Source organism: Gemmata algarum, from assembly GCF_034097035.1.
Taxonomy (GTDB): domain Bacteria; phylum Planctomycetota; class Planctomycetia; order Gemmatales; family Gemmataceae; genus Gemmata; species Gemmata algarum.
On the sequence record NZ_JAXBLV010000174.1, the window covers coordinates 1 to 26,821 of the forward strand.

22 protein-coding genes and 1 tRNA gene are annotated in these 26,821 nt (G+C 66.0%); 10 read left to right on the forward strand and 13 right to left on the reverse strand.

Features of this window, described 5'->3' with window-relative positions; translation table 11 throughout:
• Together R5W23_RS13000 and R5W23_RS32885 are read right to left on the reverse strand one after the other, a co-directional pair.
• The coding region (locus R5W23_RS13000; protein WP_320686681.1) for an outer membrane protein assembly factor BamB family protein at positions 1-527 on the reverse strand (527 nt) is incomplete at its 3' end.
• On the reverse strand, positions 416-799 hold the full coding sequence (locus R5W23_RS32885) for a hypothetical protein (RefSeq protein ID WP_456320364.1): 384 nt from the start codon (positions 797-799) through the stop codon (positions 416-418). The genes R5W23_RS13000 and R5W23_RS32885, both read right to left, overlap by 112 nt.
• On the opposite strand from R5W23_RS32885, the gene R5W23_RS13005 reads away from it, so the two are divergent.
• Positions 798-1,868: a hypothetical protein gene (locus R5W23_RS13005; RefSeq protein WP_320686682.1), complete on the forward strand. Its 1,071-nt coding sequence runs from the start codon at positions 798-800 to the stop codon at positions 1,866-1,868. The genes R5W23_RS32885 and R5W23_RS13005 overlap by 2 nt on opposite strands.
• Positions 1,869-2,460: 592 nt before the next feature.
• On the opposite strand, the gene R5W23_RS13010 is transcribed toward R5W23_RS13005, so the two are convergent.
• The 3 genes from R5W23_RS13010 to R5W23_RS13020 form a co-directional block, all read right to left on the reverse strand.
• Positions 2,461-3,882, reverse strand: a complete 1,422-nt coding sequence (locus R5W23_RS13010; RefSeq protein ID WP_320686683.1) for a hypothetical protein — start codon at positions 3,880-3,882, stop codon at positions 2,461-2,463.
• A 123-nt stretch (positions 3,883-4,005) separates the two neighbouring features.
• A complete protein-coding gene (locus tag R5W23_RS13015) occupies positions 4,006-5,526 on the reverse strand; it encodes a hypothetical protein (protein WP_320686685.1) in 1,521 nt (506 codons plus the stop codon).
• An 18-nt stretch (positions 5,527-5,544) separates the two neighbouring features.
• Entirely contained in the window at positions 5,545-9,051 is a 3,507-nt protein-coding gene (locus tag R5W23_RS13020) for a caspase family protein (protein ID WP_320686686.1), read from the reverse strand.
• Between the two features lie 101 nt (positions 9,052-9,152).
• Between R5W23_RS13020 and R5W23_RS13025 the strand changes: the two genes are divergently transcribed.
• Positions 9,153-11,513: a protein kinase domain-containing protein gene (locus tag R5W23_RS13025; protein ID WP_320686687.1), complete on the forward strand. Its 2,361-nt coding sequence runs from the start codon at positions 9,153-9,155 to the stop codon at positions 11,511-11,513.
• Between the two features lie 9 nt (positions 11,514-11,522).
• Here the strand turns inward: R5W23_RS13025 and R5W23_RS13030 are convergent, their stop codons facing one another.
• The 3 genes from R5W23_RS13030 to R5W23_RS13040 all read right to left on the reverse strand — a co-directional run bounded on the left by R5W23_RS13030 (position 11,523) and on the right by R5W23_RS13040 (position 15,224).
• Positions 11,523-12,527 carry an ABC transporter permease gene (locus R5W23_RS13030; protein WP_320686688.1) on the reverse strand — a complete coding sequence of 335 codons (1,005 nt, stop codon included), beginning with the start codon at positions 12,525-12,527 and terminating at the stop codon, positions 11,523-11,525.
• A gap of 24 nt (positions 12,528-12,551) precedes the next feature.
• Entirely contained in the window at positions 12,552-14,039 is a 1,488-nt protein-coding gene (locus R5W23_RS13035) for a sugar ABC transporter ATP-binding protein (RefSeq protein WP_320686689.1), read from the reverse strand.
• A gap of 135 nt (positions 14,040-14,174) precedes the next feature.
• Positions 14,175-15,224: an ABC transporter substrate-binding protein gene (locus tag R5W23_RS13040; protein WP_320686690.1), complete on the reverse strand. Its 1,050-nt coding sequence runs from the start codon at positions 15,222-15,224 to the stop codon at positions 14,175-14,177.
• 113 nt (positions 15,225-15,337) lie between these two features.
• Here R5W23_RS13040 and R5W23_RS13045 point away from each other — a divergent pair, with 113 nt between their 5' ends.
• The 3 genes from R5W23_RS13045 to R5W23_RS13055 are packed head-to-tail and all read left to right on the forward strand — an operon-like array spanning position 15,338 to position 17,073.
• Complete coding sequence (locus tag R5W23_RS13045) at positions 15,338-15,973, forward strand: hypothetical protein (protein WP_320686691.1); 636 nt, start codon at positions 15,338-15,340, stop codon at positions 15,971-15,973.
• Between the two features lie 31 nt (positions 15,974-16,004).
• Entirely contained in the window at positions 16,005-16,493 is a 489-nt protein-coding gene (locus R5W23_RS13050) for a DUF1572 family protein (RefSeq protein WP_320686692.1), read from the forward strand.
• Positions 16,494-16,506: 13 nt separating this feature from the next.
• Positions 16,507-17,073 (forward strand): RipA family octameric membrane protein, encoded by a 567-nt coding sequence (locus R5W23_RS13055; RefSeq protein ID WP_320686693.1) that lies wholly within the window; start codon positions 16,507-16,509, stop codon positions 17,071-17,073.
• Between the two features lie 42 nt (positions 17,074-17,115).
• On the opposite strand, the gene R5W23_RS13060 is transcribed toward R5W23_RS13055, so the two are convergent.
• The 5 genes from R5W23_RS13060 to R5W23_RS13080 form a co-directional block, all read right to left on the reverse strand.
• Positions 17,116-18,123, reverse strand: a complete 1,008-nt coding sequence (locus R5W23_RS13060; RefSeq protein ID WP_320686694.1) for an MBL fold metallo-hydrolase — start codon at positions 18,121-18,123, stop codon at positions 17,116-17,118.
• A gap of 183 nt (positions 18,124-18,306) precedes the next feature.
• Positions 18,307-19,089 (reverse strand): AMP nucleosidase, encoded by a 783-nt coding sequence (locus R5W23_RS13065; protein WP_261189613.1) that lies wholly within the window; start codon positions 19,087-19,089, stop codon positions 18,307-18,309.
• A 1,203-nt stretch (positions 19,090-20,292) separates the two neighbouring features.
• Positions 20,293-21,063: a hypothetical protein gene (locus R5W23_RS13070; protein WP_320686695.1), complete on the reverse strand. Its 771-nt coding sequence runs from the start codon at positions 21,061-21,063 to the stop codon at positions 20,293-20,295.
• Between the two features lie 805 nt (positions 21,064-21,868).
• Positions 21,869-22,303, reverse strand: coding sequence for a hypothetical protein (locus R5W23_RS13075; RefSeq protein WP_320686696.1), 435 nt, complete (start codon positions 22,301-22,303; stop codon positions 21,869-21,871).
• Between the two features lie 245 nt (positions 22,304-22,548).
• Positions 22,549-23,457 carry an NAD(P)-dependent oxidoreductase gene (locus R5W23_RS13080; protein ID WP_320686697.1) on the reverse strand — a complete coding sequence of 303 codons (909 nt, stop codon included), beginning with the start codon at positions 23,455-23,457 and terminating at the stop codon, positions 22,549-22,551.
• Positions 23,458-23,680: 223 nt separating this feature from the next.
• Here R5W23_RS13080 and R5W23_RS13085 point away from each other — a divergent pair, with 223 nt between their 5' ends.
• The 5 genes from R5W23_RS13085 to R5W23_RS13105 all read left to right on the forward strand — a co-directional run bounded on the left by R5W23_RS13085 (position 23,681) and on the right by R5W23_RS13105 (position 26,596).
• Positions 23,681-24,454, forward strand: coding sequence for a lipase family alpha/beta hydrolase (locus R5W23_RS13085; RefSeq protein ID WP_320686698.1), 774 nt, complete (start codon positions 23,681-23,683; stop codon positions 24,452-24,454).
• Positions 24,455-24,658: 204 nt separating this feature from the next.
• Positions 24,659-25,099, forward strand: coding sequence for a hypothetical protein (locus tag R5W23_RS13090; RefSeq protein ID WP_261189620.1), 441 nt, complete (start codon positions 24,659-24,661; stop codon positions 25,097-25,099).
• A gap of 411 nt (positions 25,100-25,510) precedes the next feature.
• Positions 25,511-25,582 (forward strand) — tRNA-Thr (locus R5W23_RS13095).
• Positions 25,583-26,063: 481 nt separating this feature from the next.
• A complete protein-coding gene (locus R5W23_RS13100; protein WP_320686699.1) occupies positions 26,064-26,288 on the forward strand; it encodes a hypothetical protein in 225 nt (74 codons plus the stop codon).
• A complete protein-coding gene (locus R5W23_RS13105; protein ID WP_320686700.1) occupies positions 26,285-26,596 on the forward strand; it encodes a hypothetical protein in 312 nt (103 codons plus the stop codon). Before R5W23_RS13100 ends, R5W23_RS13105 begins: the two co-directional genes overlap by 4 nt.
• Positions 26,597-26,821 lie beyond the last annotated feature (225 nt).

Sequence of the window (26,821 nt, forward strand, 5' to 3'; positions counted from 1 at the left end):
TCCTTCCCCCGGTCGCTCTGGTAGAACGGTTTGAACCAGCCCCCGATCTTCACGTCGGCGTCCGGACCCGTACTCCACGCGGCCCAGACCTCTTTGCCGCTTCCTGCATCGAGGGCCTTGACCCACCCGCGGACGCCGAACTCGCTCCCGCTGTTGCCGACCAGCACCTTGCCGCGCACGACGAGCGGCGACATCGTGAGCGTTTCGGCGATCTGGATGTTCGCGAACCGGGTTTTCCACAACTCATTGCCGGTTCCGGCGTCGCCCCCGCACACGTGACCGTAGAGGGTGGTGATGAACACGCGCCCGTCGGCGAACACGGCCCCGCGGTTGACGAGATCGCAGCACGCGCCCCCCTTCGCGAACGGCACTGGCTTCGGCTCGTACTTCCACTTCACCGCCGGGCCGGGCTTCGTCAGGTCGAAGGCGTACGGCACGTTGGGCCACGGGGTGACGACGAACATCGTGTCGCCGGCGACGATCGGGGCCGCCTCTGACCGCGGTGAATGCCCGTGTCGAATGTCCACGCAAGCTTCAGCGTTCCAGCGTTTCGGGTGCTGATCTGGTCGAGCTCACTGTACCGGGTGTTCGCGAAGTCCTTCGCAGCCATCGGCCAATCGGCCCCAACGGCGCGGGCCGCGAGCTTCTCTGGTGCATGCCGTGACGAGAGCGGGGCGTGCGGCACGACAAGTGCGCAAGCGAGCGCGGCTGTGACACAGCGGGCCAAGCGCATGGCCCCTGTTGCACGAGCGGCGTTGGAGACGGCCACTGCGCCCCCTTGACGTACGAACGTACACATGCGGCGACACGCAACATGCCGCAATTCGCTGCAACCGAAATGCCGCTTTCGGGTCGGGCACGTAAATATAATCGTTAGTCGCCTAAGTAACACTGTTTGCTTATTTATTTTCTTCGTGAACACACATCTTGTTAGATATTTGATGCATGACGAAACCATGAACGTGACAAACGTGCCATCCGTGCAAACCGGCCGGGAGCGCAAACGGACCGGCACAAGCACCCCGAAGCCGCGCAGCCGGACGCGCAAAAAGACACCGGCACAACTGGCGGCAGAGATCGAAGCGGTTGCCGCACATCGCGTCGAACTGGCAACCGCACGGGACGAGTTGGGCGCCGCGCGGAGAGAGGCCGCGGAAGCCGTTGAGCGGTGCCGCGAGGCCGAGACGCGGGTCGCCGCCGCGCGAGCCGACGCCGACGCGACCCGGCGGGTGATCGCGAAACTCGACGCTTCAACCAGCGCGACCCGCGGGCTCGCTGATGCGGTCCGGATGGAGCTCAACCGCTCGCGCGAAGGGACCGAGGAGATCGAGCGGCGCGCGGCCCGGTTGCGCGATTGGCTGTCCAACACACGCAGCGAGTTTGCCGCCATTGCGGTTGAAGCCGAGACCACACTGGACCAATTTCGCATAACCGTAAGCGAGCTGCGAACGTCCCGGCTGGCGCCGGAACACACCGAACCCGAAGTCGATCCGGAGGCGCCGCCTACGCCGGCGTTCGAGCTGCCAACGCGGCCCGCGTTGGCGCCCGACGAGCGCGCCGCCGACCTTCGCGTGCGGTTGATCCACCTGCTGAACAACACGTGGGCAGTCGAGAAGGAGTTGATCGGACTGTTTCAAACACTGGCCGACGAGTGCGGCGACCGCGGTGTGCGGGAACTGTTGGAGACCCAACGGGGTGACGCCGAGGCACGCCAGGAGACACTCGGCCGCCAACTGGAGGGACTCGGCGAGCGCCCAACCGGGGGACGTGGGATGTTGGGCCAACTCGTCACGCGCATCTGGGACGCGGTGCAGGCGCCTCGCGATCAACCAGACCGCGCCGCCCTCGCTCTACTAAAAGGGCTGTAACGCTTCATCCTTATGAACAACGGCCAAAATGTGCCGCAGTAATCTGCCATCACTGGACAGATTGAGCCACAAAATGGCTACGCGGACCCGTGGCTTGAGGCTTTCGACGCCGATCGTGGCTACCTTTGGCGAGTTAGTTCAGAACGCTGAAGCGTTACAAAGGGCTGAGTGCGACCGAATTTCTGGCCGGTTTGTATGACGCGGCGAACGCTTGCGCGGGCTCCCTCGGCAGCTCTCCAATCACCGAACATGCGGCCACAAGCTTTCGTGAACATGTGCTCCAGGATCACCCATTGATCGACCGTCAGATCAAATATATAAAACTTGCGTTTTTATGAACTATCGTTATGAATAAACACTATCTAGATTTCTCACCTACAGCACATTATGATAATTCAGATTTGCCGTACAGCCTCTCATGCTTTCCGCTTACCGGGAATTGCTGAGACACGAAGAAGGCGCGAAGCGGGCGAAGTGACACACCCGCTAGGTACCTGTCCGCAACAGGAAGCCAAGTCGTCCTGAGCGGTCCGCTCGCGCCTCACAGACCGATTAAACACAACAATAATTTATTAAAATTATAAAACATACATTAGAAAAAATAGTTGAAGAACGTCATCGCCTCAAATGCCCACGGGCGCGGGCCGGCTATGGGGACGCACATCGACGCGCTGAGCGTCGCCCGGTTGAAGCGGAAGTGCAGCCCACTGGTGATGTTCACTTGGTCCTGAAGGTACACCATGCCGGACGGGTTGCGGCCCGACAGCGGCGTGCGGACGTGGAATTCGACCATTGGCACGATGCTCGTCAGCAACGCCTCCGGCGCGCGGTAGACGTAGTACCCCATACCGACACTGTTGTTGAAGAGCGTCGGGTCGCGTCCGTCCGTCGGCACAACGAGGCTCGTGATACCCTGGAAGAACGCGCGGTCCATCACCCGGACGAACCCGAGCCAGGGTTGGAACAGCACCGAGTGCGGGGCCTTCGATCCGTCCGCCAGGATCACGTCGCCGCTCCCGGTCGGAACCGTCAGCGCCAGCCCGGCCGACACCACGTTCCCGATCTGCGCGTCGTTCACGAACGCGTACTTGAAGAGGAGCGTCAGGTCCCCAATGGTGTGTGAACTGCCTAACTCAGACGGGCCGTACTGCTGCTGGAACGGGAGCCGCATACCGAACGAAGCGTCCCCTCCCAGGAACACCTTTTCGAACCCCACGAGTTGGCGCTGCAGGTCGACCTGCCCCAGTCCGGGGTTCAGCTTTCCGCCGATGTCGTCGTAGAAGTTGAACCCGCCGTAGAACCGGTCCTGCGGACGCGGGTTGTCATTATCCGTGATCAGGACGCCGCTGTAGCGCGAGGCCAGCGTGAGCCGCACGAGGCGTGTCTGCGCCACACGGTCACTTACGATCACCGGGTCGTTCACGATCACCGGGGTGAGTGTCGTGGTGTTCGTGATGGTGGTCGTTGTGGTGCGCCCGCCCTGGGGGTCGGTTGTGGTTCCCGTGGTGGTGGTGCTTGTTGTCGTCGGGGTGAACCCGGTGACCCGCTGGGTGAACCCAACGACCCGGGGAACGGTGGTGAACCCGGTAGTGATACGGCGCGAGTAGTACACACCGCCGAAGTCGCCGTCGAAGTTCTCGTTGAACGTGCGCGGCGCGAGCCCCCCCGCCTCGGTCGCCTGCGCGAACGGGTCTACGAGCCGCCGTTCCAGCGGGTTCGGCGGCGACGGGTACGGCATCACCGGAGGGCGGTCGGGTGGCAGGCTCGGCATCCCCCCGGGCGGTGCGACCGGCGGGTCCATCTGCGGCACCGGCTCGGACGGTGCGGTCGGGATACTCGGGACGCCGGGCGTCAGCGGCCCGACGCCCGGAGGCGGGCACGGCACCGTCGCCGGGCGCGAGTGTTTGAACGGACCGCCGGCCGGGATCACCGAAGGGACGACGCGCTCCTGGGCGAGCGACGATGCAGTCGCAACCCCGATCCCGGCAAGAGCGGAGAGAAACACCCGGCGCATGGGAACGCTCCGTGACCGAGGGACGATGGAACCCCGAGAACGCGACGCGCCTGCTTTATCGGCACGGCACATATTCCCGGTTCAATCGTTCCTTCTCGCGTCTGCGAATACGCCGGTCCCTTCCTATTCCCGCGCGACGTGGATCGGGACCACCTTTCGAACGACCTTGTTCGGCTCGAACGGGAACCGCTCGGTCGGCTCCATACTGAAACGCCAGACGTAGCGAGACCCGTGCTTACTGCGTACGATCGTTGGAGCAGGGAGTTCCGTTTCCGAAACGAAAAGAACGAAGTGTTCAACCGCCGTCTTACCGCCACCGTTGATCCCCCCAATGACGAAGGACTTTCCATTGGGTTGCAACAGCCTCTGCGCCTGTCCGGGTTTAAGGACATTCCCGCCCAGCACCTCCTGAACGCGCACTTCGCCGTCGGCCTGTACCATGAGCAGCGTGAAATACACCTTCTGCTCGCACCACACCTCCAGCGTAAACGGCTCGTCGACCTTGACCTGCGTGACCGGCTTCGCGCCGACGATGAGATCGACCTTGAGTTTGAGCGGCGATTCTCGGGGCACCACGTCACCCGCGTACCAAGCCGACAGAGGCGGGATCGGCATGCGCCCCGGACCCGCACTCGGAACAGAAACCGGCTTCAACCCGGCAAACGGCCGTGCCACTGGCCCGCCCGGTGCCACGTCTGTGGGGTTCAAGCGCTGCAACGCGCTCAACGCAAACAGATCCGCGGCAAGCGGCGAGCGCGGCCCCCAACCGAATACGGCCTTCGGCGCCCAAGCCGGCGCCAGGAGAGACGACGAAAGCCAGTCGCCCCGCAGGTACGGGACCGCGGCCACCGCCACCCGGAGACCTAGGAGTTCCTTTAATCGCGCCGCCGGTAGTTCGTTCGGCCGAAGCGCGGTGGCGTATGGGTTCTCTCGTTCGATCAATACGTCGAGATGGGTCGGGTCAGCGTTCCGGGTCGGCTTGCGCCCTTCCATCAACTCGAACACGTAACCGCCCCGCCATTGCTGCTCGACGAGATCGAACCGGAACACGGTGCCCGCCTCGTCAACCGGTTCGAGCGCGGCGCCGGTTCGTGCGGACGAACTGAGCGCCAGCGCGATACGGAGATTGCGCTCCGCCGCGCCGAGGTCCGGGTGGGGTTCTCCGTCCCGCACGAGGTGCGCGAACGAGACGTACTGCTTCGTCTTCGACAGGTCGGGTTTGTTCTTGAGTTCGTCGGCGATAGTGCCGAGAATGTAATCCTCGTCGAACGCAAGCGGGTACCCCGGCGCCTTCGCGTCGATCCATTTCTTGAGGACCGCAACTTCCGCCGGCGTGGGCGCCGGCCGGTTGCCGGGCGGCATCGAGCCATCCGCGAGTAACTCGAGGAGCAGCGAGCGTTCCCCCGCCGCAGCGAGCGGGATCGGCTTCTTCTTCTCGCCGGCCACCTGCGCGTGGTCGAGCAGATTCGTGCGGCTCTTCCCGGGGTCTGTGCTGCCGGTGTGGCACTCGGCACAGTGCCGCTTGAGGATGTCCCTCGCCTTGATCGCAAGATCGCCGCGCCCCCGGTGGTCAAGCGGTTCAGTCGCGCGCACGCCTGCGGAAGCGAGAAGTGCCAACGCGACAGCACCTGCAATCGAGCGCATCGGATCACCTCGCTAGGTTCAGCGCTTGATGAGCGGGTCTTTCGGCAGGTCGCGCGGGAACGACGCGGGCGTTTGCGGCCCGCTCAGTCCCGCTCCCCGGAGCAGCGCGGGCAGTTCCGCGGAGACGTAATCGAACAGTTCGTCGGCCGACACGACCCCGTTGTTGTCGAAGTCCGCCTTGCGGTAGTCCTTGTCCTTGTCGAGCGCGTTGAGTACGGCACGCGTGAACAACCCGTGCTGGTACTTCGCGTGTTCGTAGGACCGCTGGCCCTCGTCGCAAGCGGCGATAATGAGCGGCCCCTGCCCGTTCGGCACGCATCGGCGGATCATGTTTGTGGTCGTGAGGCGGCCCGAGTGACAGGCGTCGAGCAGCACCACCTTCCGACAGTTGACCTTGGCGAGCGCCGCGAACAGCTCTTCCGCCGCGACCGCCGTTTCTGCCGGTTTCGCGGGCGAGTAGTTCGGCGCGCACAACACGAAGGCTCCCTTGTCGCCCGGCAACCCCGGTCCCGCTTTCGGAACCGGACCGTCGTTCGGCATGAGGATGTCGCCGTGGCCCGCAAAGAATACCACCAGCGTGTCGTCCGGTTGGGCTTGGTCGGCGATCGCACCCAGGGCGTCGAGGAACGTACCCCGCTTGGGGTCCAGGTACGTGTCGGCACTGGCCGTTTCGTACAGCAGGTTACCACCGGCGCATTGTTTCAGCAGCTTGCCGAGTTCGGCCGCGTCGTCGCGGGCGTGAAGTAGGTCGCCGAAGTTGCGCGCGCCCGCCACCTTCTGGCGGGTGCCGGAGTAGTCGTTCACACCGACGAGTACCGCGAACAGTCGCGCCGCCCGCGCGGGCCGGGGGTTAGGCACCCACTGCACCTCTTCGACCCGCCCGCCGGCCGAATTGACCGCCACCACCGTTAAACGATTCGGGCCGGCACGGAACCGGTTCGCCGGAATCGGGTACCGCTCCTCGAATGGCTTCCGCGGGTCCAGTTGCCGCCCCGCACGGGGCCATTCTTCGATGAGGAAGTCGTTGAGCCACAGCTCGACGCGCTCGGGCAATAGGTCGGGGTTGGTGCCGCGCGCCCGGACGGTGATCGTGACGGGCAGCCCGGCGTTCGTGACCTCGTGGTGCCCCAGGCCCAATCGCACCGGCGCGGGCTCGGACTTGTTGAACAGGTCGCGGGTCGGGTGCTCATTGCGGGCGGTTAGAAGCGCCGCCGCCACACCGGCATCCACCAGGGTCTCCATCACGTCGGGCCGGTGGAACAGCCGTTCAAACTGCTGGAGTTGGTAGAACTCCGGGCGCCCGCCCGGGTCCGGGGCGTTGACGTGCCACCCTACGAGCCGGTCCCCGTTGACCGTTTTGGTGTGGTAGTACGACCCGTGCCACATCCATACGACCCAGTCGTTCATGCGGCCGGCGCTGTCGAACGCCGGAAACCACTTCCAGGTCGGGCGCTGCCGGACGGTGGTGAGCGTCTCGCGGCGCGGCGTCTTCTCTCCGGCCGCAATTCCGAAATACAGCTCGATTCTGGGTTTGGGGGCCTTGAGCGCCGCGAGGGCGTCTTGCGGGGTGCCGACCGCCTTCAGCATCGTCCGGTCGAACACTCGGACCCGGTCCACGGCCAGGAGGTCGAGCACGTCACCCTTCCGCAGGCCGGCCTCCCACGCGGGCGAGCCGGTTTCGAGGGTCACAACCCGCACCGCCCCGTTGTGCTCCTCGAACGTCGCGCCGAGGTTCGGCGCGTCCTTCCAATCTTCCAGGGACCACGCCGCGACCGTCTGGTCGGTCCCCCCGGTGACGAACCAGGTCTGACTCCTCGCCGCCACGACCGATGTCACCTCGCCCGCGTGGCCGGTGTACACCTTCGTTCCGACGAACCCGCCACGGACCGCGCGCTCGGGAACCAGTTCGAACAGCGTGCAGCCGTAATAGTGCCCCATGATCACGCGGGTGGGCCGCTTCTCGGACGCGGGGAGGAACGTGTAGCAAGTCGGGGCCAGATCGCGGAACCGGTCGAGTTCGAGTCGGAACCTCTGCCTCTCGCCCATCTGGGTGCGTTCGACGAACCACTCGTACCGGTTATCCGAGTTCGGCACCACTTCCCACCCGTCGGCACTCCGGACCGGTCCGACCCACTTTTGGCCCTCGTCGGAACTCTCCTTCAGGCGCGACAGATCGAACCGGCTCCACGGGCCGCTGCCCCGCTTATTGGGGTCGAGCGAGCGGGCGTCCCGCGCGGTTTGAATGCCGACCATCTTTCCGTTTTCGGACAGATTAACCGCCCACGGGCGCCGCCCGCCGCCGCGCACCACCTGCGGTTTCTCGTCGGGTTTGTCGAGTTTCCGCAGCGTCACTTCATCGGCGTCGCCGCCCGCGATCGCGAGGCGCACGTCCGTCGGGTGAAAAGCGAGCGCCTCGGCCCGCCCGGTGTGGGTGATGATGTCCGGCTCCGCACCGGGCTTCGCGAGCGGGTCGGCGTAGATCCGAACCTCGTCGTTCCCCTCGGCGAAGAAGCGCGGCCCCTCCCCCTCCGGCGCGAGGGCGCGGCCCACCCCCACCGCTAGCGCGCGTGTCTTCGGGTGCCACGCCAAGCTGCGCGGGAACCGGTCCTTACCGAGTGCGAGGGGCACCGTCTGTTTGCCGTCGGCGCGGCACAGCAGCACCTTGGAGTCCGCACTGGCGACGGCGAGCCACCGCCCGCCGTCGATCCGCTCGACCCGGTACACCCGCGCGTCCACGGATTCGGCGGCGTTCACATTGAACAGTTCTTTCCCAGGCGGCGGCCGTTCCGGGGTGTCGGCAGCGGCGGCGTCGAACGCGCAAGCATACACCTGACCGCTTTGAGCGACCGAAACCAGGGTGCCGTTCTCGGAGAACCAGATCAGGCGCGGCCGATTGAACGGTTCCGACCCGACCGCTCGCATCGGCAGATCGTGCTTGCCGACGCGAACCGGCGGCGCCGCGGTGCGCCCGTCCTGATCCGGCTCGGGAAGTGGCTTCGGGTTCCAGAGCCAGAGGCTGCCGTCCGCGGTACCGAACCCGACCCGACCGTCCGCATGAAAGGCGACCGCCGTAACGATGTTAAAGTTCGCGTCCCCTTTGCGCACGAGCGGCCACGTCAGTGCGACCGTTTCGCCGGTCGCCCGGTCAAGCACCGCGACCGTACTGGGCTTCATCCCGTACCCGCCCACCACGACGTTCTTGCCGTCGGAGGAAATGTCGAGGGCCTGGATGCCGCCGCGCTGCTCGCGCCACGCCCGCCAGCGCAAGACCTGCGCCTTCGCGCGCTCCGTTTCCAGGCCGCTGCCGGTGTACGGCCAGACCCGCACCACCTTGTCGTCACCCGCGGCGACCAGTAACCGCCCGTCGCCCGAGAAGCGCAGAACGTCACAGGCGCCGAACCGCCCGCCCGCCTCGACCACGATTTCGGGCTCTTCGCGGGACCGCCGGTCGAACTGCTGAGCGCCCGCCTCGGGTGCAACCAAAAGAAGAGCGGAACAGACCAGTGTGGTAAGCAGGTTGGCCATAGAGCCCCCGGAGCCACAAACGGAACCAGGATACCATACGCGGGCGGGCGGGGGGAGCTTCGTGTACACTGGCGGAACAACTCCTGACCGGGACCGGGCCGATGTCCGACACGCTACCTAGCGACGACTGGAACCGACTCACCGCTCGCGCCGACCGGTTCCAGCACGCGCTTGTAAACGGCGGTGTGACCGACTTCGCGGAATTTCTGGACGGGTTGGTTGGCGTGGAGCGATTGAAGCTGCTAACCGAACTGGTCGCGCGCGAGCTGCGGCACCGCTGGGCCGGCGGAGAACGGCCGCGGATCGAGGAGTACCTCACCCGGTTTCCCGAACTCGCGCCTGGCGGGGCGGCACCGCCTGCGCTGATCATTGAAGAGTACCGCTGTCGAATCCAGGCAGGCGAGCACCCCGACCCGCTCCAGTTCCTCGACCGGTTCCCGGATCAGTTCGACGAGGTTCAGGCTGACCTCGTCGCCGCGGCAGCCTCTGGCACTGTTAAGGCGACATCCGCGCCGCAACTACCTCCGACCGCTCGCGGTATGGTGGAGGTGGCGCAGCAGTACGAACTGATCCGCGAGTTGGGCCGCGGGATGTTCGGCGAGGTGTGGCTCGCGCGGAAAAAGCCGAGCGGCATCGAGCGCGCGATCAAGATCCTCCACCAAGCTGCGGACCGCGAGGCCGGGCAGCGCGAGCTGGTGTCGCTCGAACTGATCAAGAACCTGCAGCACCCGTACATCCTGGCGACCGAAGACTTCTGGGTGACGGAGAACCGGCTCCACATCGTCATGGAACTGGCCGAGGGCACGCTCCGCGGGCGGCTGAAGCAGTGCCTCATCGAGGGCCACCCCGGGGTGCCCGCTGGGGAACTGTTCCGGTACGTCGCGGAGGCCGCTGAGGGGCTGGACTTCCTACACGCGCAGCACGTCGTTCACCGCGATGTGAAGCCGGACAACATCCTCATTCTGCACGGCCACGCGAAGGTCGCGGATTTTGGGCTGGCCCGCGCGCAGGCGCAAGGGGTCGAGTCCATGAGCCTCGCGGGGACGCCCGCGTACATGGCCCCGGAAATCTGGGGCGGCGAGGGCGGCGCGGCCAGCGACCTTTACAGCCTCGCCTTTGCCTACGTCGAACTGCGACAGGGGTGCTCGCCGCTCAAGCCGTGTCCGTTCGGCGAGCTGATGCTCGCTCACTACGAGGGCCGGTACGAGTTCAGCGAGGTAGTGACCGAGCCCGAGCGCGCGGTGTTGCGCCAGGCGCTGGCCGCGAAGCCACACGAGCGCTACCGGTGCTGCACGGATTTCGTCGCCGCGCTGTCGGTCGCACTCGGTATCCCGTTTGCCGCCACGGGCGGGCAACCCGCGGCCGTGCCACCGCTTCCGTCCCCGCCACTGAGCGGCGGTTCGGTGGCGGCGTTCGCCAGCAGTAGCCGGCCCGCCATCGACACCGCCACGGTGGGCGGCACCGTCGTCATTGATTCGCTGCCAAAGAAACCGCGCCCCAAACCGGTTCCCGAGCCCGCTGAACCGGAAGCTCTGGAGCCCGAACTCTTCGCAGAGCCGGAACCCTTTCCCCGCCGGCGCGGACCGCTGGTCGTGGCCGCCACTCTGGCGCTGGTCGCACTGGTGACGGTCGGTGCCTGGGCACTGTTCAACCGCCCGGGTGGCGTGCCAACATCCATCACACTAGCCCCACCGACACATCAGCCCCTCACACCTACTGATGGCACCATCGCACCGGCACCCAGGCCGGTCAACCCGCGCCCGCCGGCGCCGCAAGGTCCGAAATGGGTGTTCCCGGCGGGCACAACGCCCGATGCCGGAACGAAAGAAATCCCGCTCGTCGGGAAAACGGTCCCGGAGTGGGTCACTGCCCAGCACCACGGCAAAGCGGTGCGGTTCCGACTCATTAGCGGACCGCCAGGGCCGCCGGTCGCGTTTTACATCTCCGAAACGAAGGTCACGAACGCCGAGTATCGGGCGGGCGGCGACGACACTCCTGTCGTGAACGTCACCGCGACCGACGCGCAGGCATTTGCCCGGTCCGCCTTCAACGGCTCGCTACCGACCGCCGAGGAGTGGGACCACGCGGCCGGCTTCTATGAGCAGCAGGGGCAGGAAGGCCCGACCCGACGATCGGGCACCCCGTGGGTGAACCGGGCGACGGCCGGTCCCGTCCGGCGGCCGGGCGGCGCGGACATCAGCTACTCCGAGTTGCTCGATATGGCAGGTAACGGACGTGAGTGGACGCGCACGGTTCTCAACGACGGAAGCGGAAACGACGTGCGGGACGTGGCATCACCCACAGGCACCGAAAAGGTGGTGCTACGCGGGCGTAACTTCGCACTCGACCGCCCGCTCACGTTCAAAATGCTGGAAGCAGAACGAACCATCCAGCCCCTGACAGCGCCCGCGAACCGTCCGAGCCCGTTCACGAGCTTCCGTGTGGTACTCAAAGTGCCCTGACCGGGGCCCTCACGCCCGGTTCTTGCGCTCACGCCACCGGTTCAGGCTCACGTTCGCGACCAGCAGCGCCCCGATGAGCACATACTGCATTTCGACCGGAACGTTGAACAGGCTCACGCCGTTCTTGATAAGGATGAGGATCGCGACCCCGAGCATCGCCCCGACCACCCCGCCCTTCCCGCCCGACAGGCTCGCTCCGCCGATCACAACCGCGGTAATCACGTCGAGTTCGAGTTGCTCGCCCAGCGTCGGGTTGCCGCTGTTGCTATGGGCAAACATGATGACTCCGGCCCAGCCGGTGAGCAGCCCCGCGAGGGTGTAAACGAGCACCTTGGTACGGGCGACGTTCACCCCGCACAGACGTGCCGTCGCCTCGTTCGATCCGACGGCGTACAGGTGGCGCCCGAACACCGTGAGCCGCAACAGCACGACCGTCAGGAGTGCGAGTGCAACAAGCGACCACAGCCCCGGGTTGGTGAGCGACACACGACCGACGGTGTTCACCCATTCGGGAGTGCCGTTGAGCGGAAACGGCAGGGTCGCGCGTCCGGCGAGCCACACCGCGGCGCCGCGGGCGATCCCGAGCATCCCCAGCGTGGCCACGAACGGCGGTAGCTGGAGCTTCGTCACGAGCAACCCGTTTACGAAACCCACGAGCCCGCCCGCGAGCACCCCGCACACGCACGCCACAATCGAACTCGTGGGTGACGGGTCGGACGCGGTGTACATCGCGGTGTAGACGCGCATCGTGACGACGGTCACAAGGGCGACGGTCGCACCGACGGACAGGTCGATGCCGCCGCTGATGAGTACGAGTAGCATCCCCAGCGCGACAACCGCCGGTATCGTCCCCTCGTGCAGCAGCACGCGCAGGTTCCCGAGGCTCAGGAACGTGCCCAGGTCGCCCTTGATGCCGATGAGCGCGGTGAACAGCGCCAGCACAGCGGCGAAGCCGATCCACGGTCCCGCCGGGAGCTTGAACGCGGTGGAAGCAGGCGCAGGAGAGGTTGCCATCGGTACTTCGTTTGAGAGAACGCGTTACGGGTTCCCGGTCGCGGTCGCGATGACCGCTTCCGGGGTCCATTCGGAAACGGGGCGCACGGCCGAGAGCCGACCGCGGGTCATCACCGCGAGGGTGTCGCACACGCCGAACAACTCTGGCAAGTAGCTGCTCACCACCAGAACCGCCTTGCCACTCGCTGCGGCCTCGCCGATGAGGCGGTAAATGTCCGACTTGCTGCCGACGTCCACGCCCTTCGTTGGCTCGTCGAGCAGCAGTACGTCGGCACGCTGGTGGAACAGCCGAGCCAGCGCGACCTTCTGCTGGTTTCCGCCACTCAACTCACCGACCGGCTGCCCCGCGTCGCGAAACTTCACCCCGAACCGGTTCAGTACCTCGGCGACCGCCGCACTCAGGCGCGACCGCGACAGAAACCCGGCGGTCGCGCCTTCGTCGAGCCGGCTGAGGGCGACGTTGTCCGCGATCGGCAGTTCGAGCGCCAACCCCTCCGTCTTGCGGTCCTCGCTGACGAGCCCGAGCCCCTGCCGAATACGGTCGCGCGGCGTCGCTTGCTCTCCGCCGAAGGCACCAATTTTGACGCGCCCGGAGCGAACCGGATCGAGGCCGTACACCGCCCGAAGGAGTTCCGTGCGGCCCGATCCGATGATCCCGGCCACACCGAGAATCTCCCCACGACGCAGCTGGAGCGAAACGCCGGCGGGCAGTTGCTCGCCCGCCAGATCGGTGAGTTCCAGCATGGGTCCGCCGATTTCGTGCGAGGTGCGCGGGTACTGCTCCGCAACCGCTCGCCCGACCATCAGTTCCACGATCCGCTCGCGCGTGACTTCGCCCACCCGGCCGCTGCCGACGGCCTCGCCGTCGCGGAGCACCGTGAACCGGTCCGCAACCGCTTCGATCTCTTCGAGGAAGTGGCTGATGTAAACGACCGTTACGCCCTTCCCCTTCAGCGCCCGGACCAGCTCGAACAGGTGTTTGGCGTCTTCCTGGGTGAGGGCGCTGGTCGGCTCGTCGAGCACGAGCACCTTGACATCCGACAGCAGGGCGCGAGCGATCTCGACTACTTGCCGCCCGGCGGGCGAAAGCGTTGCGACGGGCGCGTCCGGGCGAATTTCCGGGTGACCGAGCTGCGCGAGCGCGGCGGCGACCCGCGTGCGGTTCGCCTCGCCCGACAGAAACCCGAAACAGTTTCGCTCCTGCCCGAGCGTGACGTTGGCCTCGACTGTTAGGTCCGGGCAGATCGCGAGTTCCTGGTAGATCATCACGACGCCGCGCTCGCGTGCGGCGTGCGGCCCGGTGGGAAGGTACGCCGTGCCGTCCAGTTCCATCGCGCCAGCGTCGGGCTGTTCGGCCCCGCTAAGCACCTTCATGAGCGTGGACTTACCGGCCCCGTTCTCACCGACGAGCGCGTGAACCTCACCCGGCAGCAGTTCGAGGTCCACCCCGCGGAGCGCGGCGGTGGGACCGTAGCTCTTGCGGATGCCGGTGAGCCGGAAGCGCGGCGCCATACGAAGAACCCCTCTTCCCCCCTTCCCATGAAACAGGGAAAGGCATCCAACCAAGAACGAGCCCGGCGCGAGCTCTGGAAACACGACAGCACAGCAACTAACCGGAGCGGGTACGAGGAAAAGCTCTTCGCACCCTTACTTCTTCGGCCCCTTCCGCAGTTCTCCCGTTGTCCGGCGCGCCTGGGCCTCCGGGTCGTACAGCCCGAGCGTGAACGCTGAGGTGACATTCTCCGCCGTGATGAGGTACTCGCCGGTCCCCTCGCTCATCTCCCGGCGTCCGTTGTTGATGTCTTCGCCGCGCAGGTGCCGCACACAGTACCACGCCGACAGGTACCCCATCCGGTACGGGTCTTGAAGAATGCTGCCGATGACGTCGCCCTGCTGGATCGACTGGAGCAGCGGCTTGCTCCCGTCGAACGCCATCAGCGCCACCTTCTGGTTGAGCCCCTGTGCCCGCAGAACGTCGGCGGTGCCCGACGCCGACGATTCGTTCGGCGCGAAGATGCCGTCCACTTGGTTCCCGAACTGGAGGATCAGTGGCCCGGCCTCGCGCATCGCGGAATCGCGAGTGGCCCCGGCGTACTTGTCGGTGGAGAGCCACTCCGCCCCGGGGCAACGTTCCTTCACCTCGTCCTCGAAGCCCCGCTCGCGGTCTTCCGTGGCCTGTGATCCGACCGCGTACCGGAAGAGGATGAGTTTCGGCTTATCCTTGCCGCGCCGCTGGAGTTCGCGGATCAGGTGCCGGCCCGCCAGTCGGCCGCCGTTGTAGTTGTCGGTGGCGACGTACTTGACAAAGTGGTTCGGGTCGTCCAGCCCCGAATCGATGATGACCACCGGCACGCTGGCGTCCGCCGCCCGCTTCACACACGCGGTCATGGTCGCACTGTGCTGCGGGGCGAGCACCAGCGCGCTCGCCCCCGTCGCCACGCGGCGGTCCACGATCCGGATCTGTTCGAGGGCGTCGCGCTCGCGCAGCGGGCCGTCGAAGATCACGCGGACCCGCGTGCCGTCCTCGGCCTCCAGGTCGGCGGCGCAGCGTTCGGCGCCCCGTCGCACCGACTGCCAGTGTTCGTGCGACAGGCCCTTCGGGATCACGACGATCGTGTACTCCTCCGCCGGCCGGGCGCAGCCGGACGCGATCGGAAGCACGGCCGCCAGCAGGAGATAGAGGTGAACACGCGCCATCGGGTATCCAGGGAGAGGGTGCGACGAGCGTAAACGCCCGGTGAGCCCGGGTCAAGTTGCGATCGCCGTGGAGTCGATAGAACTGCGTTAGCGCCACCGCGAGAACCGAAACCGTGCCGCCCGAGCAGCCGCCGATCAACCTGATTCGCGTGTTCGACTTCTACGTCACGCTGATGTTCGTCATCAGCCTCGTGCGCCGCTGGGACGTGTACCTCAACGCGGTCCGCATCCTGATCGGCGTGCAGGGCCGGTGGCCCAAACTCATCGCGCGGCTGTCCGAGCACAGCAGCCTCATCCTGAACTGGTCCTTCTTCCGGCCCGCCCTCCTGGCCCTGGTGCTGACCCTCGTTCAGCTCCTCTTCTCGCGGCTCATTTTCCCCCTGGCGGTGCTCACCGGCCCGCAGCTCCAGCGGGAGTGGTGGTGGGTGCCGGTCGTCCTCGTCCCGCTCCTGCCGATGCTGGCGGTGGACATCTACTTCGTGGTGCGGGTGAGCAAGTTCGACCACGACGAGACGGTCAAGTACCTGGACCAGGCCGAAACGTGGCTCGGCTGGAAAGGTCCGCTGGTGCGGGCCGTCACCCTGGGCTTCGTCGATCCCCACAAGATGGTCGACGAGGAGGTGAAAAAGAGCCTGGAGGGCTACCGCACCACGATCAACGCCTCGCTGTGGTGGGTCGCAGTGCAGATCGGGCTGCGGCTGCTGTTCGGCCTCACCCTCTGGACCGTGTGGGCGATTCACACCTACTAAGCTAAACGGGAGTCGCCCCGGGAGTTCCCTCATGGCCGAAGACCTCCGCACCGCGCTGAACCGCGCCCTCTGCGACGAACTCGACGCCGCCTCATCCCGAATCCATCACTGCGTCGGTCAGCTCACCGACGCCCAGGTGTGGTGGCGCCCGCCCGAAGGCACCAACGCCATCGGCAACCTGATCCTGCACCTGGCGGGCAACATCCGGCAAATGATCCACGCCAACCTCACGGGGGCGGCAGACACCCGCGACCGGCCGGCGGAGTTCGCGGCCCGCGACGCGGCCCCGAAAGACGCCCTTCTGGCAACGCTCGCCTCGGCCGTCGCCCTGGCCCGCGACGCCATCACCGCCGCGACCGACGAGCGGCTGACCGAGCGGCGGCGGGTGAACAACTTCGACTGGACCGGCATCGAGGCCGCGGTGCGCAGTGTCGCCCACTTCCGCGGGCACACGCAGGAAATCATCCACATCACCCGCACCGTCCTCGGCGACGCCTACCAGTTCGCCGGGGCGCGCTGAAAGGATGTCGCCGATGGGTGAGACACGGGAAGGACCGCCGCCGGCCCACCCCGACGAGGTGAACCGGCTCTGGGCGCACGGGATGCACGAGGAGCGCCTGTTCCACGACCGGCTCAACTACTTCTCGTTTCTGGAGATGGGCCTCCTGACCATTTGCGGGATCATGTACAACAAGGAGTCGGCGATCGGGTTCTTCCTGCCCATCACCGTCGTCGGGATGCTGTTCACGTTCCTCTGGTTCGTGATCCAGCGGCGGCACTGGGCCTACTGCGTCCACGTCAACGACCGCATCAAGCAGCTCGTGCCCGAGTACAAGGCCACGCTGGAGGCCTGTGCCGGGAAGCGCGGCGGGCTGTCGATCTCGGCCCCGCTCGCGCTGTCGGTCCCGGCCCTGTTCGCGCTGACGTGGGTCGCGTTCCTCACGTGGATCCTGTTCCGCGACCGACCGGCCCCGACCGCCGACGGCCTGACCGTCGAACGGGTCATACTGGTGCTGCTCGCGGGCGCGGTCGGGTGGCTCGTGTACCGCATCCGTCATTTGGAGCGCGCGGTGCGGTCGCTCCGACAAACGCGGAAGTAAGCGCATCCGGCACATCCTGACAAGCCCACATAACCCCGACATTTACCACCACCCATCTGGGAACGTGGCATTGGCGAACACCGCCTGGGCGTCGCGCAACAACTCGCGACGGCCGGCCGCGTCGTAGCGGTCCGAGAAGTGGAACAGGATCAGCCGACCGATCTCGGCCCGCGCCGCCATCGATGCGACCTCTTCACTCGTCGAATGCTTCACCGCGTCGGCGAGGTCCGCGTCGGTCGCGCGGTACTGGCTCTCGCACACCACCGTCGTCACCCCGCGGAGCCACGGCACGAGCATATCGGCGGTCGCCGGCGTGAGCCGGAAATCCGTTAAGTACGCGATCGACGCCCCCCGCGTCGTCACCAGCACTTCGCGTTGCAGTTCGGCGAGATCGTGAACCGCCCCGTTCACCTCAACGGTTTCGCCCGGTCCGGCCGTTGTCCCTCGTAATCGCTTCAGCCACGGACCGGGCGCCAGCCCCTTGGCGGCCAGCACCGCGGTGTCCACGTTCACCCGGTCGTGTTCACGCACCAAGTAGCCCACCGACGGCGTCCCGTGGTCGAGGAGCACGGCTTCGAGCGTGAACCCGTCCCCCTCGAAGATAGCGCGACCGTCCCGCGCCACTTCCGACAGCGGGTGTGCCGCGCGGAACGCCTCCTTGGTGAGGTAGCGCGTCGTGCGGACCGTCTCCGGCGCCACCTCCGTCACGAGCCATTCACCTAGTTGCTTCTCGTCCACGAGGTTCCACATGAACCCGCGGAACCGGTTCTGGATCACCTCCGCGCTGCCGTGCGGCACCCAGATGCGGTTCTCCTTCGACGTGCGGTCGAAGTTGACGCGGAAGAACAGGTCGAACCCCGCCACGTGGTCCATGTGCAGGTGCGAGAAGCACAGGTGATCGACCTCGCGCAGCTCGGACGGCCCGAGCTGGTGCGGGCACCCGTCGCCGCAGTCGAACAGCAGCCGCGTCTGGGACTGGCCGGTATCGACCTTCACGAACAGGGCGTTGTCCCGCTGCGGCCCGCCCAGCACTTCAAACGTCAGGGGCATGACCTTGACTCAATGCGCCAGAGAAAGAGCCAGTAAGAAGAAAGGCCGGGTTCACCGCAGAGAGCACGAGAGGGCGCAGAGAAAACAGGAGATACTTGGTAAGACAAGGCTTTTCACTTGTTCTTCTGATTTCATCTCTGTGCCCTCTGCGGTGAACTCGGCCTTATTTGGGGGAGCGTCCCGTCAGCCCGGGCGCTCCTCGAACCGCAGGTGCCGCACGGAGGTGCCGAAGTCGCGCAGCTCCATCAGGGCCGTGATCCCGAGGTCCAAGTGCTTGCGGACGTACATCTCCGTTACGGTCGCGTCGCTTTTCGAGGTCTTCACGCCCTCCGGCGTCATCGGGTTGTCGGACACCAACAGGAGGGCGCCTTTCGGGATGCGGTTCACGAACCCGACCACGTAAATCGTGGCGGTCTCCATGTCGATGGCGCTAGCCCGGATGTCGCGGAGGTACTGTTTGAACCGCTCGTCGTGCTCCCACACCCGGCGGTTGGTGGTGTACACGGTGCCGGACCAGTAATCGACGTCGTGCTTGCTGCTGGCCGCGGCCACCGCCGCCTGGAGCCGGAACGACGGCAGCGCGGGCACCTCCGCGGGCAGGTAGTCGTGGCTCGTCCCCTCGCCGCGGATCGCCGCGATGGGGAGGATGAAGTCGCCGACCTTCGTGCTCTTCAGCCCGCCGCACTTGCCGAGGAACAGCACCCCTTTGGGCTCGATGGCGGAGAGCAGATCCATGACCGTGGCCGCCATCGCGCTCCCCATGCCGAAGTTGAGGATGGTGATGTTCTCGGCCGTCGCGGAGGTCATGGGCCGGTCGCGGCCGACCACCTCCACGCCGTACCGGGCGGCGAACAGGTCCACGTAGTGGGCGAAGTTGGTGAGCAGGATGTACTTCCCGAACTGCTCGACCGGGCGCCCGGTGTACCGCGGCAGCCAGTCCAGCACGATCTCCGCTTTGGTCTTCATGACGCGAGCCTCCGGGAACCAAATTCGGCGAGCGGGCCGCCGGGCGCTGTCTCATCCCGTCTACCGTCGTTTCCAGTGAACCGCGAACCGAGGAGCGGCTTCCGACCCGCCCCGCTGATCGCTCGGACGCCCGCCCCAAATGCCACTGAAACCGACCGCCGTGTGCTGATCTGTATGCCCGTCTTCCGTGCCCGCGGCCACTCAAAACGGCCGCTCTTTCCGCAGCCGGGACCGCCGTCCGGTTGCCGTCCGCTCCCATTTGTTCCGTCGACTGATGCCATTTTGCCGTCCTGTATGCTCGTCGCGGGCGGCGATTGCCATCCCCGACGCGACCGAATTCGCCACAAACAATGACCCCAAATAAACTTGCGACATCCGACCCCGTAAGGCTTCGCCGTGTCCTGAGTGCCGCGCGTTCCGCATGTGCGGATTGTGCGACCGCATCGAGCGGTAGCGGGCGGGTCGTTCTCGGGTAGCGAACCGCCATCGTTCCGCCCGCAATTGGCCCGCTGATACCCCATCGCTTCCGCTCCCATCCCGCTCCCTCCCGTGCCCCCGAAGACCGACCAGCGAGGGCCGTTCGTCACGCCGACCGGTCATCGGGCTGCTGTACCCCCCGTTACACCTCGTGCCCCGCATCCCGACCGGCCCGTGCGCGAGCAGCGGTCGGGAAGTTGGAAGGGAGCCCGCGGGTAGCGACCGGCCATCGTTCCGACCCGGCGGACTACTGCTGCGGAAGCTCGGGGCAGTGCGCGGGTAGCGAATGGCATCGAATCGCACGCGTGCCTCCCGCCGCCGTTCCCGCATCGCCCATGAGGTTCGTCACCGGGTCGCCCGCCGGGAAGCCAGACCGGGGCTGTGTGGATCGCGGGTTGGCGTCACTCGACACCAACCCACAACCGACGCGCCAAGCACCGTTCCTCAATTACGGCTGATGGCAGGAGGCGCGCCGGCAGCGCGGATGAAGGGCACCCGATCCGGTTGAAGAGTAACGGTGCGCCGTGAAGGCGGCAGCACATGAGTTGTGTCACACTGGCATCACACAGGCCAGCTACAGAAGGAGACGGGTGGATATCGATCAGTGGGATTTCAGTAGCTTCAAGTTTGCGTGGCTTTGGCGATTGGGGAGACACGAACATGCCGAGGTCACACCCGCCTACGTCAGCAGGTGGGAGGCGGGGCCGTTAATCCGACAGTCGCCGGTCACCCTTTCCCGATCACCATATCCACCACCCAGCACCCACGCACGTGCAACTCCGCCGCCCGGCAGTGCGTCAGGATTGCTTCGTTGGTGCAGCCCGCATCCTGAAGCGCGTCGGCCAAGATCGGCATCGCGGAGAAGTCTCGGGAATCGTACATATGCGACGCCAGCGCCACGACCGTTGACGCCCGCCACGACGGATCGGCGGTTACGGTCCGAAACGGGTTGCCGAAGATGTCGCGGACGAGTTGAGCTTGAAGACGTCTCTCGGAAGTGCCGTTGCCGCAGGCGCTGGCGGCATGAATAGCCGACACTTCGGCGCTACCAATCAGCGTGTCGTCATCCTCGAATGTCCTGCCGGCCCCTGCCGCTACCCATACCGCACAAGCCGCGGAGCAGATCGGATCGCTCTCGGCTTTGGCGACTGCCTGCACTGCCGTGGCCTCATCGATAAGCCCCCAGATCCCGTCATCGGCGGCTTGCTGGGCCAACTCGGCGCTAACAAATGAAGCGTATAGGTGTGTGAGTCGTTCTTTCCGAACTGCTCGCACGTCGTCCGCTGCCGCTCGGCAACATGTGTCATCTCGGCTACGCCCGACGTTCTCTTCAATTGACTCGAGGGCTCGTAGGCAACGCGGATCGATCAGGTGCTCGCAGACACGACGGCAGCACTCTACGGCAAACCGCCGCAACCTCCGGTCGCTTGTCTTGCCGAGCAGGGTTTCCAGCATCGGACCTGGGTCATCGCACACCAGCCATTCCGCCTCAGTCATGGGCCGCCCTCTCCAACACCTTCCCAGATTTGAGCCCTGTCTTTCACCGATTTCTCCGGCTGCTAAACCGCAGTAACGTTTGGCTGACGCGATACATGACCGAGGGGGCCTGGCGTCGTCAGGTCTCGAACACCGAAATCAACACGCCCTGCACCTTCGCGCCTTCGGCCGTGCGGTTCCGGCCCGACACCGTGCAGTTCGCCCCGGCCGGGCAGATCGCCGTCTCGGCCCTCCAGTTGGTGGGCTCGATTTGCGGTTCAAAGACAGCAGTCTGGATGTCGGGGCGTCTTGACTGGCCGCCGCCCCCAAGGCGTCGGATGTTTGGAGCAGGTGCCGACCTCGAGCCCGCTTGCCGCACGACTCGCAGTGGCAGATGTAGACGCGGAACTTGCGGATCATTGGCTGGCGGGGATCTCGGTCTGGAACTGGTCCGCCGTACCGCTCTCAACGAGCCGGCCCCGACAGTGCGGGCACGCGTCCGGCAGGTGAGACTCATGGCACTCAGCGACCGTGTTTCGGCGGTGGTAGACGGTGGCCGTGCTTGTCGTGGGCGCCACCGGACTTGCGGCCCGGTGGCTTCGGGTGGGGCCTGGTTAGACCTTTACGAAAAGGGGCCACTTTACGCCGGCCCGCACAAACGCCTCGTCCAGCCGCCGGGTTATTCGGCAACTCGGGCCGTGAGTTCGGCGACCTGCTTGGACAGTTCCCGACAACCGGGACACGCGGGCTCGTCCATACCAGCATGTTACCAGCTCGGCCCCGTTCAACTGTACCGGCCGCCGGCTGAGGCGCTGAACGAGTACCTTTACTTTCCCTTCACCCGAACCATCGGCCACTTCACGCCGTCTTTTTTGATGAGCACAAGATCCGTGTCGGTCAGTTCCGAAATGACCAGAGTCAGGGGCTGCGATCCTCCCGGCCGATCAAACGTTTCGGTCAGTTCATCCTTCTCGACTTTGTAAACTCCATCCGACCTGTGTGTCTCGCCGTTCAGCGGGTACTCCATCACGATCTTCCCGTCCCGGGTGAACTCCAAGGTGCCAAGCTCGGGCTTCTCTTTTGGGGTCCACTTGCCCACCAACTTGGTGGGGTCGATCTGCCGGTTCTTCATCAAGTGCTTGGGGACCGGTGCGGCCTCGGCAGTTGAAAAAGCCAGAACGAGCCCGGCCAGTGGAATCCACCGCATGGGAACCTCCTGAAGAACGTCCGCAGCGTACCCGAGCCGCCGTTCGACCACCACCGAAATCGCCGATGCAACCCCGCCCCACTATTATATCAAACAATTAATTGCATATCGACACCCTACACCGGCCCTCGGCAGTACCCATCAGCCCTCAACACATCGGTAGTCCGACCCGAACCGTCTCTACAGAACTGAGTGAGTAGACGGGAGTCGAGGACTGAGGAACGAGGGTCTCGATACGCCAGTCTTACGCATTCCGTGCCTCTTTCCGTGCCAAACGGAGGGGGTAGAGGCTTTTCGAGTCACCGCTTGATCCCGTTGAGCGTCTCCAGAGCCACGAGCAGAGCCTGCGTCCCTTTTCTCGCAAACCCTTGAGCCCGAACGGCTTCGTAGAGCTGCTTCGCCAGCCCCAGGCCCGGCAGGCTCAGGTTCATCTTCTCGGCTTCCGCCAGGGCGATGCCCATGTCTTTAATGAAGTGCTCGACGTAGAACCCCGGCTCGAAGTTGCGGGCCAGCATCCGCGGCCCCAGCACCTCCAGCGCCTTGCTCCCGGCCGCCCCCACGCTCACGCTCTTGAACACCGTCTCCAGGTCCAGCCCCGCCTTGTACCCGTACAGCAGCCCCTCGCACACCGCGATCATGTTCGACGAGATCAGGATCTGGTTCACCATCTTGGTGTGCTGGCCGGCCCCCGCCGCGCCCTGGTGAACGATCGTCTTCCCCATGCAGGCGAACACCGGCTGAACGGCCTCCACGACCTCCTTATCCCCGCCGATCATGATCGACAGGGCCGCGTTCTTCGCGCCCACGTCGCCGCCGCTCACCGGGGCGTCCAGCGCCGCCACGCCCTTCGCCTTCGCCGCCTCGTAAATCTCCTTCGCCAGCGACGGCTCCGACGTGGTCATGTCCACCAGCACGGTGCCCGGCTTCGCGCCCGCGAGCGCCCCGTCGGCACCCAGGAACACCTCCCGCACGTCCTTCGGGAACCCGACGATCGCGAACACGATGTCCGCTTGCTCCGCCACCGCCTTCGGGCTATCAGCCAGCTTCGCGCCGGCGTCCACCAGCGGCTGCGCCTTGTCCGCCGAGCGGTTGTACACCGTGGCCGAATAGCCGCTCGTCATGGCGTGCTGGCACATCCACCGGCCCATCACGCCGGTGCCGATCCAGCCGATGCGGGTTTTTCCGGGTTGCGCGACTGGAATTTGCATTGCGTAAGTCCCGTGAAGGAAGTATGTATATCTGCTGCAACTTTCGCGATGGCCGAATTGCCAGGGCCGGTCTCACCCCCAGGCACGATGCCGGCGACTGGCGTTCATGTTAGTGAACCCACCGCTCTGCTGACACAACCGCACGCGAACGGAACACTCATTCCCTTTTCCCCTCGTAATGAGGTAGGAAAGGGGCGTTGCATACGTTAAAGGACCGCGCGCCGTGACCGCAAACGACATTCCGCAACTCGGTGCGCCGATCGTGCTCGTCCACGGGCTGTGCGGCTACGACCGCGTGACGGCGTTCGGCCGCCCGCTGAAGGACTACTTCCCCGGCATCCGCCCGCAGCTCGAAGCCAGCGGCAACCGCGTTCTGATGCCGCGCCTGAGCTGCACCCGCGGCGTCGCGGCGCGGGCGGGCGAGCTGAAGCGGTACCTGCTGGCGAACGTCCCGAACGGGCCAGTCCACCTCATCGGGCACAGCATGGGCGGGCTGGACGCCCGGTACATGATTAGTCAGCTCGGAATGGCCGACCGGGTGCGGACCCTCACCACCGTCGGCACCCCGCACCGCGGCAGCCCGTTCGCGGACTGGGGGATGAAGCGGTTCGCCGGCCTCCTCGCCCCGTTCTTCCAGTTCCTCGGACTCTCCACGCAGGCGTTTTTCGATCTCACCTCCGCGGCGTGCGCCCACTTCAACGCCGCCGTGCGCGACGTACCGGGGGTGCGCTACTTTTCCGTGGCCGGCGTGTGCGACGGCCCGCTGCTCGGGTCAGGGTGGCGGGTGCCGCACGAGATCGTCCGCCGGGCGGAAGGGGCGAACGACGGGGTCGTATCGGTCGCGTCGGCGACGTGGGGGGAGCACACCGACGTGTGGGACGGCGACCACCTCAATCTGGTGAACTGGCCCAACCGCGAGGCGCGGAAGCGCGGCGTCTGGGACTCGCTCGCCCCGGACTACGGCCGCATCATCCGGCGCATCGTGGCGTTTGAGTAGGAACCGCTCCGCCCCGACGACCGCTACACCTTCTTCTGCCGGGCGACTCGCCCGAACTGGCCGGCGCGCCACGACCGCGCCAGCACGAGCGCCGGCCGCGATTCCTTTCACACGCCGGCCGCTTTCCCCGCGGTCGGCGGCGAAGCCCCTCCGATTACGAACCTGCCGCCACGGAAGCGGCGCTTCCTCGGAAGGGTTTCCAACATGCGTTCACTGCTCCTCGCGGCCATCGGCGCGTTCGCCGTGTCCGGCACCGCCGCCGCACAACAGCCGCAGTACCAGCCGGCCCGCAACCCATCGCCGGCCGCCGCCGCCGCGACCCCGCTCCCGCCGTCCTCCGGCGCCACCGTCATCAGCGGCGGGGCCGGGTGCAGCAACTGCGGCACCACCACCGGCCCGGTTCGCGGGTTCGTGATGTCCGCCGTGTCGGCCCCCGGGTGCCAGCTCGGCTCCACCTGCAACAGCGGGTGCGGCAGCATCAAGAGCGACCTGGCGTTCCAGTTCGGCTCGTGCAAGAACTTCTTCTCGCCGTGCGGCCCGACCTGGGGCGGCTTCGGCCACAAGTGCCCGACCGGCCCGATGAACCAGCCCTGGGGCACCGGCTACGGCTGCCCGCGGGCCTACGACAGCCACGCGAACCACTAATCCGGTTCCGGGCCGCGCCCAGGAAGTCGGTCCAGGGGGCCTGATCCGCGGACCAACTTCCTGGGGCGTCGCTTTTGTAGGTGAGGCGCGACGGCCCGAAGGGGACACGTGTCCCGCTCCCGGGCGGTCGCGGTCGGTCAAGAACGCGCAGCACGCCCCCCGCCGCCTGCTTCGTTTGCCCAGCGCTCGGTGACGTGAGAGACGAGGGGAATTCGGTGTGCGGTTTGTTTGGCTTGCCGGTGAACCTCGGCGCGGTAGAATCTCTCTCAGACACAGCGGCCGTTACTCGAAAACGGTTGTGGTGATTCACCACCGGAGTTTCAGTCAGGGTCGGTCAGATTCAAGAACAGCGGGTGTAAAAGGGGTGTGGCCGGCAGTACACCACCCAACACCCTTGATTCAAGGGTTGACGCCACCTTAGCACAGCGGTAGTGCACCGCTTTCGTAAAGCGGGGGTCGTGGGTTCAAATCCCACAGGTGGCTCTTAAGTCCGATGGGCGCAACGCCCTGCAAATCACTGCGAACTGCTTCATTTTCAGCCTCGCCACCGTTCCCAGCGGTCGCGGGGCTGGTTGCATTTCCCGGCGCCGTCGCCCACTCAGAACGGTGCCCGCTCTTCCTGCGACTGCTTGACGGAGGGCATGGTTGCTCTCGGTTGGGTGGTGGTGAATCCGAACGACACGTGCCCCGAAGTGTCGAAGGTTCCCGCCGGCTGGGTAGCGGCCCTCCCGAACAACGGTCAGCAATGGTCGTGAGCGGTGCCCGGTATGCCCGTTGGACACCGCCCACGGCCGGCGGCGGGGTGAACGAACGCCGCGGTCGCTGGGTACCGCCGCGTTGCTCCGCACCTTCGAGCAATGGTCGTCGGGTCGATGGGGAAACGCGAGCTTGTGAAGCGGGCCGCGGGTTAGCTATCCTGATGCGGTGAGGAGTGATTGTCCTCACACGAACGCGGAGTTCTACCGTGGCAAATGCACACGAAACGCGCCCCCTCAACGAGCCGGAACCGGCGCCCGTCGGCGAGACCGATGCGGATATGGTTCGGCAGATCCGATCACAGCCGGGACCGGTGCGGACCGTTCCGGCCGCGGCCGTGAGTGAAGCCCTGCGGAAGCTCGACGCCCTCGCCGCGAACGGCCCGCCTGCGCCCGGGGACGTGGCGGCTGTTATCGCGGAAACCTTGAAGTGAGCGATATGGACGAACAGCCGGCGGCCGAACTCTACCGCGTCGTTTGGGATGAGCCCGCCGCACTGGCCTGCCTGAACGCTTGGAACGCACTACTTCCGCACCACTCCCTCGCGGTCACTCGTGCCGAGAACGTCATCAACATCTTGCTCAAGCACGCGCCGCTTCGGTACGCCGACCCGTTAACAGAGGGGTTGCTCAAGCTCGAAGTGAAGCCGCTCATCGCGTACTTCGAAATCGAACCCGCGCACGTTGTACGCATCAAAGCGGTCCGGTTGGTTCCCGCAAAGGATCAGCCCCACAACGTCTGAAAGACACGGTAGGTGTCTAACGCTTCGATCCGCTTCACGGCGTCGAACCAGTCCTGCCCCGTAGCCCGCACGCCGGGCAGAAACACTTCTTCGCAACCGACCCCTCGCCCCGCTTGCGATCCCCAAGCCGATGACCAGCCGGCTCTCGGCCCCTACCGTCCGTCCCACAGCGTCACACGTCGGGGCCGCTGTCAACCGCGCAGACGGGAAAACACCACCGGCACG

Excerpts from the sequence above, each read along its gene's own strand:
- R5W23_RS13005 (WP_320686682.1), top strand. The coding sequence starts at position 798 with ATGCGGCGACACGCAACATGCCGCAATTCGCTGCAACCGAAATGCCGC.
- R5W23_RS32885 (WP_456320364.1), bottom strand. The coding sequence starts at position 799 with ATGTGTACGTTCGTACGTCAAGGGGGCGCAGTGGCCGTCTCCAACGCC.
- R5W23_RS13010 (WP_320686683.1), bottom strand. The coding sequence starts at position 3,882 with ATGCGCCGGGTGTTTCTCTCCGCTCTTGCCGGGATCGGGGTTGCGACT.
- R5W23_RS13015 (WP_320686685.1), bottom strand. The coding sequence starts at position 5,526 with ATGCGCTCGATTGCAGGTGCTGTCGCGTTGGCACTTCTCGCTTCCGCA.
- R5W23_RS13020 (WP_320686686.1), bottom strand. The coding sequence starts at position 9,051 with ATGGCCAACCTGCTTACCACACTGGTCTGTTCCGCTCTTCTTTTGGTT.
- R5W23_RS13025 (WP_320686687.1), top strand. The coding sequence starts at position 9,153 with ATGTCCGACACGCTACCTAGCGACGACTGGAACCGACTCACCGCTCGC.
- R5W23_RS13030 (WP_320686688.1), bottom strand. The coding sequence starts at position 12,527 with ATGGCAACCTCTCCTGCGCCTGCTTCCACCGCGTTCAAGCTCCCGGCG.
- R5W23_RS13035 (WP_320686689.1), bottom strand. The coding sequence starts at position 14,039 with ATGGCGCCGCGCTTCCGGCTCACCGGCATCCGCAAGAGCTACGGTCCC.
- R5W23_RS13040 (WP_320686690.1), bottom strand. The coding sequence starts at position 15,224 with ATGGCGCGTGTTCACCTCTATCTCCTGCTGGCGGCCGTGCTTCCGATC.
- R5W23_RS13050 (WP_320686692.1), top strand. The coding sequence starts at position 16,005 with ATGGCCGAAGACCTCCGCACCGCGCTGAACCGCGCCCTCTGCGACGAA.
- R5W23_RS13055 (WP_320686693.1), top strand. The coding sequence starts at position 16,507 with ATGGGTGAGACACGGGAAGGACCGCCGCCGGCCCACCCCGACGAGGTG.
- R5W23_RS13060 (WP_320686694.1), bottom strand. The coding sequence starts at position 18,123 with ATGCCCCTGACGTTTGAAGTGCTGGGCGGGCCGCAGCGGGACAACGCC.
- R5W23_RS13065 (WP_261189613.1), bottom strand. The coding sequence starts at position 19,089 with ATGAAGACCAAAGCGGAGATCGTGCTGGACTGGCTGCCGCGGTACACC.
- R5W23_RS13070 (WP_320686695.1), bottom strand. The coding sequence starts at position 21,063 with ATGACTGAGGCGGAATGGCTGGTGTGCGATGACCCAGGTCCGATGCTG.
- R5W23_RS13080 (WP_320686697.1), bottom strand. The coding sequence starts at position 23,457 with ATGCAAATTCCAGTCGCGCAACCCGGAAAAACCCGCATCGGCTGGATC.
- R5W23_RS13090 (WP_261189620.1), top strand. The coding sequence starts at position 24,659 with ATGCGTTCACTGCTCCTCGCGGCCATCGGCGCGTTCGCCGTGTCCGGC.